14 protein-coding genes and 1 riboswitch (1 of these 15 running past the window's edge) are annotated in these 14631 nt (G+C 64.5%); of the genes, 12 read left to right on the forward strand and 2 right to left on the reverse strand.

From position 1 onward, the window contains the following. The 3 genes from ACZ1JY_RS09005 to atm1 all read left to right on the forward strand — a co-directional run. Positions 1 to 931, forward strand: the 3' portion of a protein-coding gene (locus ACZ1JY_RS09005) for an oligosaccharide flippase family protein (protein ID WP_465129058.1). Its footprint begins 539 nt before the window's first position; 931 of the gene's 1470 nt are visible here — the last part of the coding sequence; its start codon lies off the left edge, out of view; the stop codon is at positions 929 to 931. A 52-nt stretch (positions 932 to 983) separates the two neighbouring features. Further along, the gene (locus ACZ1JY_RS09010; RefSeq protein ID WP_465129059.1) at positions 984 to 1946 is read left to right on the forward strand and encodes an aspartyl protease family protein; all 963 of its coding nucleotides are present in this window, start codon (positions 984 to 986) and stop codon (positions 1944 to 1946) included. A gap of 86 nt (positions 1947 to 2032) precedes the next feature. After that, positions 2033 to 3874: a heavy metal ABC transporter ATP-binding protein/permease Atm1 gene (atm1, locus tag ACZ1JY_RS09015; protein WP_465129060.1), complete on the forward strand. Its 1842-nt coding sequence runs from the start codon at positions 2033 to 2035 to the stop codon at positions 3872 to 3874. A 38-nt stretch (positions 3875 to 3912) separates the two neighbouring features. Here atm1 and bfr read toward each other — a convergent pair whose 3' ends face one another. Both bfr and ACZ1JY_RS09025 read right to left on the reverse strand, forming a co-directional pair. Continuing rightward, the gene (bfr, locus tag ACZ1JY_RS09020; protein ID WP_118073027.1) at positions 3913 to 4392 is read right to left on the reverse strand and encodes a bacterioferritin; all 480 of its coding nucleotides are present in this window, start codon (positions 4390 to 4392) and stop codon (positions 3913 to 3915) included. 107 nt (positions 4393 to 4499) lie between these two features. Beyond that, positions 4500 to 4676 carry a (2Fe-2S)-binding protein gene (locus ACZ1JY_RS09025; protein WP_118073026.1) on the reverse strand — a complete coding sequence of 59 codons (177 nt, stop codon included), beginning with the start codon at positions 4674 to 4676 and terminating at the stop codon, positions 4500 to 4502. A gap of 127 nt (positions 4677 to 4803) precedes the next feature. Next, positions 4804 to 4923: riboswitch (SAM-I-IV-variant riboswitch) on the forward strand. A gap of 49 nt (positions 4924 to 4972) precedes the next feature. Between ACZ1JY_RS09025 and ACZ1JY_RS09030 the strand changes: the two genes are divergently transcribed. The 9 genes from ACZ1JY_RS09030 (at position 4973) to ACZ1JY_RS09070 (ending at position 14626) form a co-directional block, all read left to right on the forward strand. Continuing rightward, entirely contained in the window at positions 4973 to 5878 is a 906-nt protein-coding gene (locus ACZ1JY_RS09030; RefSeq protein WP_465129061.1) for a homoserine O-succinyltransferase, read from the forward strand. Positions 5879 to 6142: 264 nt separating this feature from the next. Continuing rightward, a complete protein-coding gene (gene rpmI, locus ACZ1JY_RS09035) occupies positions 6143 to 6346 on the forward strand; it encodes a 50S ribosomal protein L35 (protein WP_039333769.1) in 204 nt (67 codons plus the stop codon). Between the two features lie 13 nt (positions 6347 to 6359). Next, complete coding sequence (gene rplT / locus ACZ1JY_RS09040) at positions 6360 to 6722, forward strand: 50S ribosomal protein L20 (RefSeq protein WP_039333676.1); 363 nt, start codon at positions 6360 to 6362, stop codon at positions 6720 to 6722. 241 nt (positions 6723 to 6963) lie between these two features. Next, the gene (locus ACZ1JY_RS09045; protein ID WP_465129062.1) at positions 6964 to 7734 is read left to right on the forward strand and encodes a helix-turn-helix domain-containing protein; all 771 of its coding nucleotides are present in this window, start codon (positions 6964 to 6966) and stop codon (positions 7732 to 7734) included. A gap of 59 nt (positions 7735 to 7793) precedes the next feature. Further along, positions 7794 to 8894 carry a phenylalanine--tRNA ligase subunit alpha gene (pheS, locus tag ACZ1JY_RS09050; protein WP_465129063.1) on the forward strand — a complete coding sequence of 367 codons (1101 nt, stop codon included), beginning with the start codon at positions 7794 to 7796 and terminating at the stop codon, positions 8892 to 8894. Continuing rightward, entirely contained in the window at positions 8891 to 11281 is a 2391-nt protein-coding gene (gene pheT / locus ACZ1JY_RS09055) for a phenylalanine--tRNA ligase subunit beta (RefSeq protein ID WP_465129064.1), read from the forward strand. The genes pheS and pheT overlap by 4 nt, the downstream gene beginning before the upstream one ends. After that, positions 11278 to 12162: an aldose 1-epimerase family protein gene (locus tag ACZ1JY_RS09060; protein ID WP_465129065.1), complete on the forward strand. Its 885-nt coding sequence runs from the start codon at positions 11278 to 11280 to the stop codon at positions 12160 to 12162. Before pheT ends, ACZ1JY_RS09060 begins: the two co-directional genes overlap by 4 nt. 11 nt (positions 12163 to 12173) lie before the next feature. Continuing rightward, positions 12174 to 13694 (forward strand): peptide chain release factor 3, encoded by a 1521-nt coding sequence (locus ACZ1JY_RS09065; protein WP_168905335.1) that lies wholly within the window; start codon positions 12174 to 12176, stop codon positions 13692 to 13694. A 59-nt stretch (positions 13695 to 13753) separates the two neighbouring features. Then, entirely contained in the window at positions 13754 to 14626 is an 873-nt protein-coding gene (locus tag ACZ1JY_RS09070; protein WP_465129066.1) for an alpha/beta fold hydrolase, read from the forward strand. Positions 14627 to 14631: the final 5 nt, after the last annotated feature.

Below are 14631 nucleotides of genomic sequence, written 5' to 3' on the forward strand. Positions count from 1 at the left end.
GAGATTGCTCATCAGTCAGTGGCGCTCCGGCGGCATGCTGCCATGGCCGCCGAAGATCGCGCGCGCGGCAGACGTCATGGCACTGGGCGGCACCAACACCGTACAAGTGGTGTGCAGTTCGCTTTCCGCCCGCGCGCCGGAGCTGGTCATCGGGCGCATGATCGACAGCGCCGCCGTGGGCCTCTTCGCGCGCGCGTCGGGCCTGGCGCTGCAGTTGCGCCTGCTGATCGCGGGCGCCGTTACCGGCGTATTCTACCCCGCCTTTCGCCGCATCCGCGACAGCGGCGATCCCTTGGGGCCACCCTATCTGCGCGTGCTGGCGGCCTATACCGGGGTGACCTGGCCAGCCATGGCCGGCATCGCGGTCCTGGGCGAGCCACTGATCAGGCTGCTCTACGGCGAGCGATGGATGGCGGCGGCCCCCCTGCTCACTTGGGTTGCTCTCTCGCAGATCGGTTACGTCGCCCTGCCGCTCTACGCAGATCTCCCGGTCCTGATGGGGCGGCTCAAGCCGCTCATGCGCTGCATGATCATCGAAACGGTGCTGTCCGTCGTGCTGATCGCACTCACTGCACCGCTGGGGCTGGAATGGGTCGCCGCATCGCGCGTCGTTCATGCCGCGCTCTGGGTCCTGATCTATCTGCCCTTGCTGGCTGCGACACTCGAGCTGCGTTACCGCGAGATCATGCTGGTCTGGCTGCGAAGTGCAGCCGTCTCGCTGGCCGCAGTCCTGCCCGTGCTGCTGGGGTTCGTCATGGGGCAAGGGCCCGGCGAACTCGGACTGGTACAGGCCGCGTCCACCGTTGCGCTCGGGATCGTCCTGTGGTTCGCCGCCCTGCGCGTGCTCGGCCATCCGCTGTTTGCCGAGATCCACGAGATCGTCCGCGGACTGCTGCTGATCATCCGTCGCTCCTCCCTCGCCACGCGCTGAGGACTCGCCAAACGGCCGACGGAGGCGTAAATCGGGTGGTGGAGAAGTCGCCATGCCACAGGGCCGCCCTTCGTCGGTGCTTTCACGAACGCTCACCTTGCTTGCTCTCGCCAGCATCGTGCCGCCTGCCTTTGCCGGCGAGCCTGCTACTGCCCCCTTCCCCTCCCCTGCCGACGAGCTTGTGCAGCTTCAGCGCGACAGACATGATCGCATGACTGTCCCGGTCCTGATCGGCAGCAACGGCCCCTACGATTTCCTGATCGACACCGGCTCCGAACGCACGGTTCTCTCGCGGCAGGTGGCGAGGGGGTTGGGCCTGCCCGTCACCGGCAATGGCGTGGTCGTTGGCGTGGCAGGCTCGCAGCCAGTGGAACTGGTCGATGTCGATGAGATAAGCCTTGGCAAGCGGACCTATTATACCCTGACCGCGCCGCTGCTGGAGGCGGAGCATATCGGTGCGCAAGGCATCGTCGGGCTCGACAGCCTGCAGGACCAGCGCGTGCTGATCGACTTCGGCGCCAATCGTATCGCCATCGGCGATGCCGCATCGCTGGGCGGCACGAAAGGCTTCGAGATCGTCGTCAAGGCCAAGCGGCGTTCGGGCCAGCTCATCATGACCAACGCCATCATCGATGGCGTCCATACCGACGTCGTGCTCGATACCGGGTCTGACAGCTCGATCGGCAACCTTGCGCTACGCAAGGCCATGGCCCGCCGCAACCGGACCGAGCAGACCACGCTGTTCTCGGTGACGGGCCAGGCGCTCAATGCCGATATCGTCATGGCCTCGACGATCGAGGTCGAGGGATTGCAGATCCACAACACACCCCTCGCCTTTGCCGACTCCCCGGCGTTCCACCGGCTCGATCTGGTAAAGCGCCCGGCGATCCTGCTGGGCATGGCGCAGATGCGCATGTTCCGGCGGGTGGCGATCGACTTCGCGACGAGGCGCGTCCTTTTCGACCTGCCGCCCGGGACCGCAATGCCGGACCAGCACAGGAGTATCCGGTTCTGATCTTCGGCCTGCCTGCAAGACCGCCTTTGCCGCAGTAAACTTTCAAAGCTCTGGCATAGCGGCCATCGTTCCCTATGTGGGGACCCATGCCACCTGACGCACCGACGAGTCCGAAAGACGCCCGCCACGATGGCTGGGCCACGCTCAAGCGCTTCCTTCCTTATCTATGGCCCGCAGACAACGCAGGGCTGCGCCGCAGGGTCATGGGCGCGGTGATCATGGTTCTGCTCGGCAAGGCGACGACGCTGGCCCTGCCGTTCGCCTACAAGAAAGCCGTCGATGCGATGACTTTGCCGGCAGGTTCAGGGGCATCAGGCGCACAGCCTGCCCTGACCGTCGCATTGGCCTTTGTCCTTGCCTACGCTCTTGGCCGCTTTGCCGGGGTGTTGTTCGACAACTTGCGCAACATCGTGTTCGAGCGGGTCGGGCAGGACGCCACGCGGCATCTGGCGGAGAACGTCTTCGCCCGCCTGCACAAGCTTTCCCTGCGCTTCCACCTCGCCCGCCGCACCGGCGAGGTAACCAAGGTGATCGAGCGCGGGACCAAGAGCATCGACACGATGCTCTATTTCCTGCTGTTCAACATCGCGCCGACCGTGATCGAACTGACCGCGGTCATCGTGATCTTCTGGCTGAACTTCGGCCTTGGCCTGGTCACTGCGACGATCTTCGCGGTCATCGCCTATGTCTATGCCACGCGCACAATCACCGAGTGGCGCACCGCCCTGCGCGAGAAGATGAATCGGCTCGACGGGCAGGCCCTCGCCCGCGCGGTCGATTCGCTGCTGAACTACGAGACGGTGAAGTACTTCGGCGCCGAAGCGCGCGAGGAAGCGCGCTACGCCTCGGCCGCGCGCGCCTATGCCGATGCTGCGGTGAAGAGCGAAAACAGCCTCGGCCTGCTCAACATTGCGCAGGCGCTGATCGTCAACCTGCTGATGGCCGGCGCGATGGCATGGACGGTCTATGGCTGGTCGCAGGGCAAGCTGACGGTCGGCGACCTCGTCTTCGTCAACACCTACCTGACGCAGCTTTTCCGTCCACTCGACATGCTCGGCATGGTCTATCGCACGATCCGGCAGGGCCTGATCGACATGGCCGAAATGTTCCGCCTGATCGACACGCATATAGAAGTGGCAGACGCACCCAACGCGCCTGCGCTGGTGGTGAACCGTCCCTCGGTGAGGTTCGACAATGTCGTGTTCGGCTATGACCGCGATCGCGAGATCCTGCACGGCCTGTCGTTCGAAGTCCCCGCCGGCAGCCGCGTGGCCATCGTTGGCCCTTCGGGCGCGGGCAAGTCGACCATCGCGCGCCTGCTGTTCCGCTTCTATGACCCGTGGTCCGGCCGCATCCTGATCGACGGACAGGACATTGCAGGCGTGACGCAAGCTTCCTTGCGCGCCGCACTCGGCATCGTCCCGCAGGATTCCGTGCTGTTCAACGACACTATCGGCTACAACATTGCCTACGGTCGTGACGGCGCGGGATTGGCCGAAGTCGATGCCGCCGCCAAGGGCGCGGCCATTGCCGACTTCATCGCCCGCCTGCCGCAGGGCTACGACACTGAGGTCGGCGAACGCGGCCTCAAGCTGTCGGGCGGCGAAAAGCAGCGTGTCGCCATCGCCCGCACGCTGGTGAAGAACCCGCCGATCCTGCTGTTCGATGAGGCGACCAGCGCGCTCGACACCCGCACCGAGCAGGATATCCTCTCGACCATGCGCGCCGTCGCCAGCCACCGCACCACGATCTCGATCGCGCACCGGTTGTCGACCATCGCCGATTCCGACACGATTCTCGTGCTGGATCAGGGGCGTCTGTCAGAACAAGGCAGCCACGCCGACCTGTTGCGCCGCGATGGCCTCTATGCCGAGATGTGGGCGCGCCAGGCGGCGGAAAGCGCGGAAGTGAGCGAAGCGGCCGAGTAATACCAACCTGCAGTGGTCCCGCGCTTGCGAGTCCAAAATCAGCTTTCGGCGGCTTCGCTGTTGAGCTGGATGTAGTTGGCCAGTCCCATGCGCTCGATCATGTCGAATTGCTTTTCGATCACGTCGACATGTTCTTCCTCGCTCTCGAGGATCTTGGCGAAGAGATCGCGACTGACGAAATCGCGCACGGATTCACAGTGGGCGATCGCATCGCGTAACAGCGGCAGCGCGTCCATTTCCAACGCCAGATCGGCCTTGAGGATTTCCTCCACCGATTCGCCCACGCGCAGACGGCCGAGCGCCTGGAAGTTGGGCAGGCCATCGAGGAACAGGATGCGGTCCGCCAGCATGTCGGCGTGCTTCATTTCGTCGATCGATTCGTGGCGCTCGTACTCGGCCAGCTTCTTGACGCCCCAGTTGGCGAGCAGGCGGTAGTGCAGCCAGTACTGGTTGATCGCGGTCAGCTCGTTAAGCAGGGCCTTGTTGAGATATTCGATGACCTTGGCATCGCCCTTCATCGCGCTGGCTCCTTTGCAAGTGATGGAGCGACGTTACGCCGCAGGGCAGGCCCGACAAAGCGCGAACGACTCGCACCCGCCGCGCGCAACACTTTGCAACGTGGGGCTTAGGCCAGCGCGCAGGCCCGCTCGTCGGCGATCACGTCTTCGGCATCTTCAAGGCACTGGCGGCACTGCGGCTTGAAGCCCATGCGGCCGTAGATCTCCTCGGCATTGCCGGCGTGGCAGCGGGCAGTGGCGCGGATGTCCTTCTCGCGGATGGCATTGCAGATGCAGATGAACATTGCGCTCCGTCTCCTTGGCAAAACTAACTGCCAATGACTCGCATTAATAATGAGAGTGGATCGCAATAGCAAGTGGCTTCCTGCACCTTCGCCCCGTTGCAAAGCTATCACGGGCGATCTATCTGTCGTCCTACATCGAGAGTTGGAGTGACGCTCCAACGCCAACCTGCCGATCCGGGCAAGGTGGTACCCGATCTGCCGCAAGCAGAAAGGGGATGTGGCCGATCCGGCAACCAAACGGACACGGACACCGTGAAGAGCGTCTTCTCCCTCAGGTTTGAGGAAAGACACGACCCGTGCCGATCAGGATTGCCGACAATCTCCCCGCCCGCCGCACGCTAGAGGCCGAGGGCGTGATCGTGATGAGCGAGACCGAGGCTGCGCGCCAGGACATCCGCCCGATGCGGATCGCCCTGCTCAACCTGATGCCCGACAAGATCACCACCGAAACCCAGATCGCCCGCCTGCTCGGTGCAACGCCGCTGCAGGTAGAGCTCGAACTGGTGCGCATTTCCGACCACGTCAGCAAGAACACCTCGGCCGGCCACATCTCGGCCTTCTACCGTCCGTGGGAAGACGTGCGTGCCGAGAAGTACGACGGTTTGATCGTTACCGGCGCGCCGGTCGAGACGATTCCCTACGCCGAGGTCAGCTACTGGGACGAGCTCGCCCACATCTTCGACTGGTCGCAGACCAACGTGCACCGTACGCTGTCGGTGTGCTGGGGGGCGATGGCCGCGCTCCATCACTTTCACGGCATCGAAAAGCATCCGCTGCCGACCAAGGCCTCGGGCGTGTTCCGCCACATCAACCACGCCCCCGCCAGTCCCTACATGCGCGGGTTGCCCGACGTATTCGACGTGCCGGTCTCGCGCTGGAGCGAGGTACGCCGCGAGGATCTGCCCGAAGGCCGCGGCCTTGCCGTGTTGGCCGACAGCGCCGAAACCGGCCTGTGCCTGATCGACGATCCCGCGCACAACACGCTGCACATGTTCAACCATCTTGAATACGATACGCTGACGCTGGCCGGCGAATACGCGCGCGACGAGGGGCGCTATCTGCCCCGCCACTATTTCCCCGGGGACGACCCGCAAGCCATGCCCGCCAACACCTGGCGCGGCCACGGCCACCTGCTGTTCGGCAACTGGGTAAACGAGACCTACCAGACCACGCCTTACGATCTGGCCGATATCGGGAAATAAAAAGCGGCGCCGGTTCGTTTCCCCGGCCCGACCATCTTACCGGATAGGCTCTGGGTGGTCGAGCCGGGGAGCGGTCCAAGAACCCACTAACCCGCCGCAAGCCCTTGGCGGATGCCAAGGGCGCACCCAACAAAGACTCTCAACCCTTGCCTTTCCGCGCCGCATCCCCTAACGGCGCCACCTTCAACCGACACGGATTCGATGATCGGCCTGGCCACAAGGGCTGCCAAGGCAGATCGGACGCGTCGAACTCAGGAGACGAAAATGCCCAAGATGAAGACGAAGAGCGGCGTGAAGAAGCGCTTCAAGCTCACCGCCACCGGCAAGGTGAAGCACGGCGTCGCCGGCAAGCGCCACCGCCTGATCAGCCACAACGCCAAGTACATCCGCCAGAACCGCGGCACTGACGTGATCTCCGATGCAGATGCAAAGGTGATCAAGAAGTGGGCGCCCTACGGGCTGAACTGAGGAGCGCTGAACAATGAGCCGTATCAAGCGTGGTGTAACCACCAAAGCCAAGCACAAGCGGATTCTGGATCAGGCGAAGGGCTATCGCGGCCGTCGCAAGAACACCATCCGCGTCGCCCGTCAGGCCGTCGAAAAGGCCGGCCAGTACGCCTATCGCGACCGCAAGGTCAAGAAGCGGTCCTTCCGCGCCCTGTGGATCCAGCGCATCAACGCTGCTGTCCGCGCTGAAGGCCTGACCTACTCGCAGTTCATCCACGGCACCAAGCTTGCCGGGATCGAACTCGATCGCAAGACCATGGCCGATCTGGCGATGAACGAAGGTGCGATCTTCACCGCCGTCATCGCTCAGGCGAAGGCTGCTCTGCCCGCCGCCTGATCGGCAGCGCGACGCAGAATGAACAAAAGGGCGGTTCCTTCGGGAGCCGCCCTTTTTCGTTGCGATTCGCGCAAGCGCAGTGCAGGGTGCGGATGAACAACGCATAACTAAAGTAAACAGGGGCGCACAAAGCTTGACCGGGGACTGCACAGTCCGGGTTCGATTCCATCGGCCGCCAGAGCCGCTGCAGCGCTATTTCACGACCTTTTATCTGACCGAGATCGACGTGCCCCATGGCCGCGTGACTGATCATCTCCACCCCGAATGGGCGAACATCCGGATCTACCAGGGTGACTTTCCGGATTCGCAAGTGGCAGGCCAGCCACCGTTCAAGGGCGTTCAGGCCAATGCCACCGGACCGACCAGCACGACCATCGAATTCACCACCGGCACCACCCGCATCTGGGGCATCGGGTTGCTACCGCTGGGCTGGGCGCGCTTCGTCCGCCAGCCCGCCAATGCTCATGCCGACCGCATCTACGATGTCAGCAGCGAACAGTTTCTGTCACCGTTCCGGCCGCTGGCTGCTTCGGTATTCCACGGCGAGCCTGACGAACACGCTGAACTTGCCCGGATCTCGAAGTTCTTCGAACAATCCGTGGCCGCCGACATCGAAGACGATCCCCGCATCGCCGCCTGCCACGCCGCGCTCGTCAATCCGGACATCGCCAGCGTCAGCGAAATGGCCGAGGCGACGCACCTGCCCACCCACACGGTCGAGCGCCTGTGCCGCAAGCACTTCGGCTTCCCGCCGCGCCTGCTGTTGCGCCGCCAGCGCTTCATGCGCAGCCTCGTCCAGTACATGCTCGACCCGTCGCTGAAGTGGATCGGCGCGATCGACGGCCATTACCACGATCAGGCCCAGTTCGTGCGGGACTTCCACCGTTTCATGCGGATGAGCCCGTCCGAATATGCGCATTGCCCCAAGCCCGTGCTGCAGGAAGTCATGCGGGCACGCCAGGAATACATCGGCGCGGCAGTACAGGCTCTGCACGCACCAGCCAGCGCTTAGGGGCCCGCGCTTAACTCCACACTTTGATTCCGGCGCGTTTGCGGCTAGCGGCTTCGCCCATGGAAAACCTCGATCAACAGCAGGCCGAAACGCTCTCGGCCATTGCGGACGCGAACACGCCCGAAGCGGTGGAGGCGATCCGCGTCTCCGCGCTCGGCAAGCAGGGCTGGGTCAGTGCCCTGCTCAAGTCGCTGGGCGGGATGACGCCGGACCAGCGCCAGAGCGAAGGCCCGAAAATCCACGCCGCGCGCGAAGCGGTGACTGCCGCCTTGGCGGACCGGAAGAGCGCGCTCGAAAGCGCCGCGCTGGAAGCACGCCTTGCCGCCGAGACGGTCGACCTCTCCCTGCCCGCACCTCAGACGCCGAAGGGTTCGATCCACCCGGTTTCGCAGGTCATGGACGAACTCGCCGAGATCTTCGCCGACATGGGCTTCGCCGTGGCCAGCGGTCCCGAAATCGAGGACGACTGGCACAACTTCACCGCGCTCAACATGCCGGAAACCCATCCGGCCCGCGCGATGCACGATACCTTCTACTTCCCCGACAAGGATGCCGAAGGCCGCTCGATGCTGCTGCGCACGCATACCTCGCCGGTGCAGATCCGCTCGATGATCGCACAGGGCGCGCCAATCCGCATCATCGCGCCGGGCCGCGTCTATCGCTCTGACTCGGACGCGACGCACACGCCGATGTTCCACCAGATCGAAGGCCTGGTGATCGACAAGGGCATCCACCTCGGCCACCTCAAGTGGACGCTGGAGACCTTCCTCAAGGCCTTCTTCGAGCGTGACGACATCGTCCTGCGCCTGCGCCCGAGCTACTTCCCTTTCACCGAGCCTTCGGTAGAGGTGGACGTCGGCTACACGCTGATCAACGGCAAGCGCGTGGTCGGCGGCAGTGGCGATGCCGAGAACGGCGGCTGGATGGAAGTGCTGGGCTCCGGCATGGTCAACCGCAAGGTCATCGAATTCGGCGGGCTCGATCCCGATGAATGGCAGGGCTTCGCCTTCGGCACCGGCGTCGATCGCCTCGCCATGCTCAAGTACGGCATGGATGACCTGCGCGCTTTCTTCGATGGCGATGTGCGGTGGCTTGGCCACTACGGCTTCGGCGCGCTCGACGTGCCGACCCTCTCAGGTGGTGTTGGAGTACGTTCGTGAAGTTCTCGCTCTCGTGGTTGAAGTCGGTCCTCGATACCAAGGCCGACGCCCGCACCATCGCCGAAAAGCTGACCTCGCTGGGGCTGGAGATCGAAGGCGTCGAGGATGCCTCGGCCGCGCTCAAGAGCTTCCGCGTCGCTCGCGTGCTGACGGCGGAGAAGCACCCCCAGGCCGACAAGCTGCAGGTGCTCTCGGTTGATCTGGGTGATGGCAATCCGCTGCAGGTCGTCTGCGGCGCGCCCAATGCGCGCGCTGGCCTCGTCGGCGTGCTCGGCCTTCCCGGCGCGGTGGTTCCGGCCAATGGCATGGAACTGCGCAAGTCGGCCATCCGTGGCGTCGAATCCAACGGCATGATGTGTTCGACGCGCGAGCTTGGCCTTGGCGAAGAGCACGACGGCATCATCGAACTACCCGAGGATGCGCCGCTGGGCACGACCTTTGCCGATTACCTCGGCTCGGACCCGGTGTTCGACGTGGCGATCACCCCCAACCGCCCGGACTGCATGGGCGTCCACGGCATTGCGCGCGACCTCGCGGCGGCTGGCCTTGGCGTGCTGCAACCGATCGCGGCGGCGCACGTTGCGGGCAGCTTCCCTTGCCCGATCGAAGTGCGCACCGACGATCCCGAAGGCTGCCCCGCCTTCTATGGCCGTGTCGTTCGCGGCGTGAAGAATGGCCCCAGCCCGAAGTGGCTGCAGGACTGCCTGAAGAGCGCGGGCCAGCGTCCGATCTCGGCGCTGGTGGACATCACCAACTACGTCATGCTCGGCTACGGTCGTCCGGCCCATGCCTATGACATGGCCAAGCTTTCGGGCACGGTCGTCGCCCGCAAGGCGCGTGAGGGCGAGACCTGCCTGGCGCTGAACGGCAAGGAATACGCGCTGCAGCCGTGGATGACAGTGATCGCCGACGATGCCGGCGTACACGACATCGCCGGGATCATGGGCGGCGAACATTCGGGCTGCTCGGACGAGACGACGGATGTGCTGCTCGAAGTCGCGTACTTCGATCCCGCTTCCATCGCCCGCACCGGGCAGGCCCTCTCGCTCACCTCCGACGCGCGCGGGCGGTTCGAACGTGGCGTCGATCCGGCGTTCCTCGATACCGGGCTTGACCTGCTGACCAAGCTGATCCTCGACATCTGTGGCGGCGAGGCCAGCGAAGTGGTCCGTGCAGGCCAGCCTCCGCTGGCGCGCAAGGCCGTCGCTTACGATCCGGCTCTCGCTGGCAACCTCGGCGGCATCGACGTTGCCAATGGCGAGCAGAAGCGCATCCTCGCCGCGCTCGGCTTCGAAGTCGCCGACGACTGGACCGTGACCGTCCCGACCTGGCGCCCCGACGTCGACGGCGCGCCCGACATCGTCGAGGAAGTGATCCGCGTTCACGGCCTCGATGCCGTGCCATCGACGCCGCTGCCGCGCGCCGATGGGGTGGCCAAGCCGACCGCAACACCGGTGCAGTCGCTCGAGCGACGCGTGCGCCGGGCTGCGGCTTCGCGCGGGCTGCATGAGGCGGTTACGTGGTCATTCCTGCCCGAGAAGGAAGCCGCGCACTTTGCCGATGGTGAGGAAACCTGGGCGCTGGCCAATCCGATTTCGGAAGACCTCAAGGTCATGCGTCCCTCGCTGCTGCCGGGCCTGCTCTCGGCCGCACAGCGCAACCTGCATCGCGGCGCGACATCGGTGCGGCTGTTCGAGATCGGTCGCCGCTACTTGCGCGGGACCAACGGTGCGAGCGACGAAAAGCTGAGCCTTGCCGTTGTTCTTGCCGGCGAATCCCTCTCGCGCGGGTGGGCGACTGGCAAAGCCAGGCCGTTCGACGCGTTCGACGCCAAGGCCGAAGCGCTGTCACTACTGGCCGAGGCTGGCGCTCCGGTCGACAACCTGCAGGTCATGGGCGAGGCGGGCGCGCAGTTCCACCCCGGCCAGTCGGCCACCCTGCGCCTTGGCCCCAAGCAGGTGCTGGCGCGCTTCGGGATGCTGCATCCTTCGACCGCCAAGGCCTTCGACCTCGATGGTCCGGTGGCGGTGGTCGAGTTGTTCCTTGACCGCATTCCCCCGCGCAAGGGCCCGGGCCAGTTCGCCCGCCCGCACTTCGCCCCGCCCGCGCTTCAGGCGGTGACGCGCGACTTCGCGTTCCTTGTCGCGGCCTCGGTCCCGGCAGGCGATCTGCTGCGCGCGGTCAAGGGTGCAGACAAGCAGGCGATTGTTTCCGCTCGCATTTTTGACGATTTCCGCGGCGCTGGCGTGCCCGAGGGGCAGAAGAGTCTGGCCATCGAGGTCACGCTGCAGCCGGTCGAGAAGTCGTTCGATGAAGCGGCACTCAAGGCGATTTCGGACAAGGTGGTGGCTGCTGCTGCCAAGCTTGGCGGTGTCCTACGCGGATGACGGACGATCTCGTCACCATCGCCGGCGAGGGGATTGCTGCGCGGATCAATCCTTTGGGCGCAGAGCTTTGGTCGCTGACCGACGCTGCGGGCAAGGAGTACATGACCGATGCGGACCCGGCCTTCTGGTCGGGTCACGCGCCTTTCCTGTTTCCGATCGTGGGCGCGCTTTCAGGTGACACGCTGCGCCTTGATGGCCGCGAGTTTTCCATGCCGAAACATGGCTTTGCGCGGCGCAGCATGTTCGCGCCAGTCCATGCCGAAGGGGCCGAAGCGCGCTTCCGCCTGACTGATTCGCCGGAGACGCGCAGCGTCTATCCGTTCGGCTTCGTGCTGGAAGTTGCCTACCGCATCGAGGCGATGACGCTGCACACCGAGGTCAGCGTGTTCAATCCCAACGCGGCAGCGCTGCCGTTCAGCTTTGGCTTCCATCCGGCCTTTGCCTGGCCGCTTCCGGGCGGTTTTCCCAAGCAAGATCATAAGCTTGTCTTCGAGAAGGCCGAAAGTCCAACTCTACGGCAACTCACCCCCAACTCTGGCGAACTCTCCCCAGACTCTCGCCCGAGTCCGGCCAACTCTCGCGAGCTAATGCTCAGCGAAGACCTCTTCCGCAATGACGCGCTGATCTGGGACGTGTTCGAGAGCAAGTCGCTCACCTATGGCGTCGATGGCGGGACCACTCTCGATCTCCATTTCCCCGACACGACGTCGATGGGCGTGTGGCAGGTTCCGGGCGCGCGCTACATCTGCATCGAGCCGTGGCAGGGCCATGCCGACCCTGAAGGCTTCACCGGCGACTTTCGCGAAAAGCCCGGTGTCGTCCTGCTCGATCCCGGCATGACCCGCAGCTTCCGCATGGACGTGACCGTAAACCCGCGCTAACCGCGCTCCCCATGTCCAATCGCCGTACCTTCGCCATCATTTCGCACCCTGACGCGGGCAAGACCACGCTGACCGAGAAGCTGTTGCTTCAGGGCGGCGCGATCCATCTGGCCGGCGAGGTCAAGGCGCGCGGGGCGGCGCGGCGGGCGCGGTCTGACTGGATGAAGATCGAGCAGCAACGCGGGATTTCGGTGACGTCGTCGGTGATGACGTTCCAGAAGGATGGCGTTGTCTTCAACCTGCTCGACACGCCGGGCCACGAGGACTTCTCCGAAGACACCTACCGCACGCTGACCGCGGTCGATTCGGCGATCATGGTTATCGACGCAGCAAAGGGCATCGAGCCGCAGACGCGCAAGCTGTTCGAGGTCTGCCGCATGCGCTCGGTCCCGATCATCACCTTCGTCAACAAGGTGGACCGCGAAGGACGTTCGGTATTCGAGACGCTCGATGAAGTGGCCGATGCGCTGGCATTGGACGTTGTGCCGATGTCCTGGCCGATCGGCATGGGGGGCGTGTTTCAGGGCGTGATGAACTTCGCCGACGAGACGATCGCCCGCCCCGAGGGCGACAGCCGCGAGTTCCTCGGCAAGCGTGAACCGGCAACCGACATTCCCGGAGACATCGCCGAGGAAATCGAGCTGGCCCGCGCCGGCTACCCCGAATTCGATCTGGAAGCCTATCGCCATGGCGACCTGACTCCGGTCTATTTCGGATCGGCGCTCAAGAACTTTGGCGTGGCCGAGCTGATCGACGCGATTGCCCGCTATGCTCCGCCGCCGCGCCCTCAATCTTCGAGCGAGGGCACCGTCGATCCCGAGCGCCCGGACGTGACCGGCTTCATCTTCAAGGTGCAGGCCAACATGGACCCACAGCACCGCGACCGCATCGCGTTTATGCGCATGGTCTCGGGCACGTTCAAGCGGGGCATGAAGCTGACGCCCTCCGGCCTGGGCAAGCCGATTGCGGTGCATTCGCCGATCCTGTTCTTCGCGCAGGACCGCGAGATTGCCGACACCGCCGAGGCGGGCGACATCATCGGCATCCCGAACCACGGTACCCTGCGCGTAGGCGATACGCTTTCGGAAAAGAACGACCTGCGCTTTACCGGGCTGCCCAACTTCGCGCCGGAAATCCTGCGCCGCGTGGTGCTGAAGGACCCGACCAAGACCAAGCAGCTGCGCAAGGCGCTGGACGACCTTTCCGAAGAAGGCGTGATCCAGGTGTTCTATCCGGAAATCGGCAGCCAGTGGATCGTCGGCGTGGTCGGCCAGCTCCAGCTCGACGTGCTGGTTTCGCGACTCGAGGCCGAATACAAGGTCGAAGCCGTGCTCGAGCCATCGCCGTTCGACACCGCACGCTGGCTCAAGGGGAGTGACGCGGCGCTCAAGTCCTTTGCCGATTTCAACGCTTCGAACCTTGCCAAGGATCGCGATGGCGATCCGGTGTTCATGGCGCGATCATCATGGGACGTGGGCTACCAGCAGGAGCGCAATCCGGAGCTGACCTTCTCGGCCACCAAGGAAAGGTAGCGGCCCGAGGGGCATCCGGGGGTTGAAACCGCCGCCTATCCGGCGCAGTTACTCAGCCCATGCAGTTACTCGGTCCCAGCTCGAACACCTTCATCTCGCAGCGCCTGCGCCTCCACTATGTGGACTGGGGCAACACGGACAAGCCGCCGCTGCTGCTGGTCCATGGCGGGCGCGACCATTGCCGTTCGTGGGACTGGACCGCCGAGGCCCTGCGCGAGGACTGGCACATCATCGCCATGGACCACCGCGGCCATGGCGACAGCCAGTGGACCGAGGACGGCAACTACCGCACGATGGACCTCGTCTATGACGTGGCTCAGCTGATCCACCAGCTCGACCTTGCGCCGGTGACGATCGTCTCGCATTCGTGGGGCGCCAACACCAGCCTGCGCTATGCCGGGCTGTTTCCGGAAAACGTCCGCAAGATCGTGGCGATCGAGGGGCTGTTCCCGACGCCCGAGCGCGAAGCGATGATGAAGAACGTGCCGTTTGCGCGGCGCGTGCGCGATTTCATCGGCGAAAAGCGCAAGGCCGCCGGCCGCCTGCCGCGCCGCTATCCCACTCTTGAAGATGCCTATGCGCGCATGAAGGGCGAGAACCCCTACCTGACCGACGAACAGGCACGGCACCTGACCCGCCACGGCATCAACCGCAACGAGGACGGCACCTTCAGCTGGAAGTTCGACCCGCACCTGAACGTCGACGGCGCGCCCTATGATATCACGACGGAGCAGCGCAACGAGCTGTGGAGCGCGATCACCTGCCCGACGCTGCTGCTGAACGGCGCGGATTCGTGGGCTGGCAATCCTATCGAGAACGGCATGATCGCGCCGTTCCGCAATGCCGAGGTGATCGAGTTCGAGAACGCCGGGCACTGGCTGCACCATGACCAGTTTGACAAGTTCATCGCGACGCTGAAGGACTTCCTCTGAGCAGG

This window comes from Novosphingobium sp. BL-A-41-Hi4B-X5A (genome assembly GCF_055521705.1).